This window comes from Streptomyces sp. MK37H (assembly GCF_018035285.1).
Classification (GTDB): domain Bacteria; phylum Actinomycetota; class Actinomycetes; order Streptomycetales; family Streptomycetaceae; genus Streptomyces; species Streptomyces endocoffeicus.
On sequence record NZ_JAAAYH010000537.1, the window covers coordinates 1 to 5,117 of the forward strand.

2 rRNA genes are annotated in these 5,117 nt (G+C 57.7%); both read right to left on the minus strand.

The window, feature by feature from the left end:
* Nucleotides 1–2 precede the first annotated feature (2 nt).
* A 23S ribosomal RNA gene (locus GWI24_RS40000) occupies nucleotides 3–3,123 on the minus strand.
* 283 nt (nucleotides 3,124–3,406) lie between these two features.
* A 16S ribosomal RNA gene (locus tag GWI24_RS40005) occupies nucleotides 3,407–4,926 on the minus strand.
* The 16S and 23S rRNA genes sit together here, the layout of an rRNA operon.
* Nucleotides 4,927–5,117 lie beyond the last annotated feature (191 nt).

A 5,117-nucleotide genomic window follows, 5' to 3' on the forward strand; every position in this document is an offset into this window, starting at 1 on the left:
CTGAGGACAAGCCCTCGGCCTATTAGTACCAGTCAACTCCACCGGTCACCCGGCTTCCATATCTGGCCTATCAACCCAGTCGTCTACTGGGAGCCTTAACCCATCAAGTGGGTGGGAGCCCTCATCTCGAAGCAGGCTTCCCGCTTAGATGCTTTCAGCGGTTATCCCTCCCGAACGTAGCCAACCAGCCATGCCCTTGGCAGAACAACTGGCACACCAGAGGTTCGTCCGTCCCGGTCCTCTCGTACTAGGGACAGCCCTTCTCAAGACTCCTACGCGCACAGCGGATAGGGACCGAACTGTCTCACGACGTTCTAAACCCAGCTCGCGTACCGCTTTAATGGGCGAACAGCCCAACCCTTGGGACCGACTCCAGCCCCAGGATGCGACGAGCCGACATCGAGGTGCCAAACCATCCCGTCGATATGGACTCTTGGGGAAGATCAGCCTGTTATCCCCGGGGTACCTTTTATCCGTTGAGCGACGGCGCTTCCACAAGCCACCGCCGGATCACTAGTCCCGACTTTCGTCCCTGCTCGACCCGTCGGTCTCACAGTCAAGCTCCCTTGTGCACTTACACTCAACACCTGATTGCCAACCAGGCTGAGGGAACCTTTGGGCGCCTCCGTTACCCTTTAGGAGGCAACCGCCCCAGTTAAACTACCCACCAGACACTGTCCCTGATCCGGATCACGGACCCAGGTTAGACATCCAGCACGACCAGAGTGGTATTTCAACAACGACTCCACACTAACTGGCGTCAATGCTTCACAGTCTCCCACCTATCCTACACAAGCCGAACCGAACACCAATATCAAGCTGTAGTAAAGGTCCCGGGGTCTTTCCGTCCTGCTGCGCGAAACGAGCATCTTTACTCGTAATGCAATTTCACCGGGCCTATGGTTGAGACAGTCGAGAAGTCGTTACGCCATTCGTGCAGGTCGGAACTTACCCGACAAGGAATTTCGCTACCTTAGGATGGTTATAGTTACCACCGCCGTTTACTGGCGCTTAAGTTCTCAGCTTCGCGGAATCGAAACCCCACTAACCGGTCCCCTTAACGTTCCAGCACCGGGCAGGCGTCAGTCCGTATACATCGCCTTACGGCTTCGCACGGACCTGTGTTTTTAGTAAACAGTCGCTTCTCGCTGGTCTCTGCGGCCACCACCAGCTCAAGGAGCAAAGTCCCATCACCAGCAATGGCCCCCCTTCTCCCGAAGTTACGGGGGCATTTTGCCGAGTTCCTTAACCATAGTTCACCCGAACGCCTCGGTATTCTCTACCTGACCACCTGAGTCGGTTTAGGGTACGGGCCGCCATGAAACTCGCTAGAGGCTTTTCTCGACAGCATAGGATCATCCACTTCACCACAATCGGCTCGGCATCAGGTCTCAGACACATGCAAGGCGGATTTGCCTACCTCACGTCCTACACCCTTACCCCGGGACAACCACCGCCCGGGCTGGACTACCTTCCTGCGTCACCCCATCACTTACCTACTACCACCTTGGACCGGCGGCTCCACCACTCCCCTTCACCCGAAGGATCCAGGACGGCTTCACGGCCTTAGCATCAGAGGATTCGATACTGGGCGTTTCAAAGCGGGTACCGGAATATCAACCGGTTGTCCATCGACTACGCCTGTCGGCCTCGCCTTAGGTCCCGACTTACCCTGGGCAGATCAGCTTGACCCAGGAACCCTTAGTCAATCGGCGCACACGTTTCCCACGTGTGTATCGCTACTCATGCCTGCATTCTCACTCGTGAACCATCCACAACTCGCTTACACGGCTGCTTCACCCGGCACACGACGCTCCCCTACCCATCACAACGGCCGTTAGACCACATGCTGCAATGACACGACTTCGGCGGTACGCTTGAGCCCCGCTACATTGTCGGCGCGGAATCACTTGACCAGTGAGCTATTACGCACTCTTTCAAGGATGGCTGCTTCTAAGCCAACCTCCTGGTTGTCTCTGCGACTCCACATCCTTTCCCACTTAGCGTACGCTTAGGGGCCTTAGTCGATGCTCTGGGCTGTTTCCCTCTCGACCATGGAGCTTATCCCCCACAGTCTCACTGCCGCGCTCTCACTTACCGGCATTCGGAGTTTGGCTAAGGTCAGTAACCCGGTAGGGCCCATCGCCTATCCAGTGCTCTACCTCCGGCAAGAAACACACGACGCTGCACCTAAATGCATTTCGGGGAGAACCAGCTATCACGGAGTTTGATTGGCCTTTCACCCCTAACCACAGGTCATCCCCCAGGTTTTCAACCCTGGTGGGTTCGGTCCTCCACGAAGTCTTACCTCCGCTTCAACCTGCCCATGGCTAGATCACTCCGCTTCGGGTCTTGAGCGCGCTACTAAACCGCCCTATTCGGACTCGCTTTCGCTACGGCTTCCCCACACGGGTTAACCTCGCAACACACCGCAAACTCGCAGGCTCATTCTTCAAAAGGCACGCAGTCACGACCGTGCTCCGAAGAACACGGCGACGCTCCCACGGCTTGTAGGCACACGGTTTCAGGTACTATTTCACTCCGCTCCCGCGGTACTTTTCACCATTCCCTCACGGTACTATCCGCTATCGGTCACCAGGGAATATTTAGGCTTAGCGGGTGGTCCCGCCAGATTCACACGGGATTTCTCGGGCCCCGTGCTACTTGGGAAATACTCAAGCAAGTTGCTGACATTTCAGCTACGGGGGTCTTACCCTCTACGCCGGGCCTTTCGCATGCCCTTCGCCTACATCAACAATTTCTGACTCACCGACCGGCCGGCAGACCGATCAAGAGCACTCCCACAACCCCGTATGCGCAACCCCTGCCGGGTATCACACACATACGGTTTAGCCTCATCCAGTTTCGCTCGCCACTACTCCCGGAATCACGGTTGTTTTCTCTTCCTGCGGGTACTGAGATGTTTCACTTCCCCGCGTTCCCTCCACACTGCCTATGTGTTCAGCAGCGGGTGACAGCCCATGACGACTGCCGGGTTTCCCCATTCGGACACCCCCGGATCACAGCTCGGTTGACAGCTCCCCGGGGCCTATCGCGGCCTCCCACGTCCTTCATCGGTTCCTGGTGCCAAGGCATCCACCGTGCGCCCTTAAAAACTTGGCCACAGATGCTCGCGTCCACTGTGCAGTTCTCAAACAACGACCCGTACCCCGTCACCCACACTCACCGTGCAGTACACCGGGACCGGCCGAAGACACAAGCATTCCTGCCCGTACCTTCAGACACCCAACAGCGTGCCCGACACGACCCCGTATCGCGGTCTCGTTCCACGCCCCAAGAGGCAGTACTAGAGACAGCAGACCAGACGGCCGTGTCGAGTAGTCAACGTTCCACCCATGAGCAACCGTGCAAGACACTTGCCTGCAGTCGGCTATGTGCTCCTTAGAAAGGAGGTGATCCAGCCGCACCTTCCGGTACGGCTACCTTGTTACGACTTCGTCCCAATCGCCAGTCCCACCTTCGACGGCTCCCTCCACAAGGGTTGGGCCACCGGCTTCGGGTGTTACCGACTTTCGTGACGTGACGGGCGGTGTGTACAAGGCCCGGGAACGTATTCACCGCAGCAATGCTGATCTGCGATTACTAGCGACTCCGACTTCATGGGGTCGAGTTGCAGACCCCAATCCGAACTGAGACCGGCTTTTTGAGATTCGCTCCACCTCACGGCTTCGCAGCTCATTGTACCGGCCATTGTAGCACGTGTGCAGCCCAAGACATAAGGGGCATGATGACTTGACGTCGTCCCCACCTTCCTCCGAGTTGACCCCGGCAGTCTCCTGTGAGTCCCCGGCATAACCCGCTGGCAACACAGGACAAGGGTTGCGCTCGTTGCGGGACTTAACCCAACATCTCACGACACGAGCTGACGACAGCCATGCACCACCTGTACACCGACCACAAGGGGGACCCTGTCTCCAGGGTTTTCCGGCGTATGTCAAGCCTTGGTAAGGTTCTTCGCGTTGCGTCGAATTAAGCCACATGCTCCGCCGCTTGTGCGGGCCCCCGTCAATTCCTTTGAGTTTTAGCCTTGCGGCCGTACTCCCCAGGCGGGGAACTTAATGCGTTAGCTGCGGCACGGACAACGTGGAATGTCGCCCACACCTAGTTCCCAACGTTTACGGCGTGGACTACCAGGGTATCTAATCCTGTTCGCTCCCCACGCTTTCGCTCCTCAGCGTCAGTATCGGCCCAGAGATCCGCCTTCGCCACCGGTGTTCCTCCTGATATCTGCGCATTTCACCGCTACACCAGGAATTCCGATCTCCCCTACCGAACTCTAGCCTGCCCGTATCGAATGCAGACCCGGAGTTAAGCCCCGGGCTTTCACATCCGACGCGACAAGCCGCCTACGAGCTCTTTACGCCCAATAATTCCGGACAACGCTTGCGCCCTACGTATTACCGCGGCTGCTGGCACGTAGTTAGCCGGCGCTTCTTCTGCAGGTACCGTCACTTGCGCTTCTTCCCTGCTGAAAGAGGTTTACAACCCGAAGGCCGTCATCCCTCACGCGGCGTCGCTGCATCAGGCTTGCGCCCATTGTGCAATATTCCCCACTGCTGCCTCCCGTAGGAGTCTGGGCCGTGTCTCAGTCCCAGTGTGGCCGGTCGCCCTCTCAGGCCGGCTACCCGTCGTCGCCTTGGTAGGCCATCACCCCACCAACAAGCTGATAGGCCGCGGGCTCATCCTGCACCGCCGGAGCTTTCCACCACCAGACCATGCGGTCGGCAGTCATATCCGGTATTAGACCCCGTTTCCAGGGCTTGTCCCAGAGTGCAGGGCAGATTGCCCACGTGTTACTCACCCGTTCGCCACTAATCCCCGGCCGAAACCGGTTCATCGTTCGACTTGCATGTGTTAAGCACGCCGCCAGCGTTCGTCCTGAGCCAGGATCAAACTCTCCGTGAATGCTTCCGGGCTATCCCGGTCAACACTGCACGAGAGCGGAACGGAACCGGAGGAATAACCCGGCCCGTCCACAGCGTCCTCGCTGTGTTTTTTCTTCAAAGGAACCTCGTCCAACGATGGACGGGGTATCAACATATCTGGCGTTGACTTTTGGCACGCTGTTGAGTTCTCAAGGAACGGACGCTTCCTTC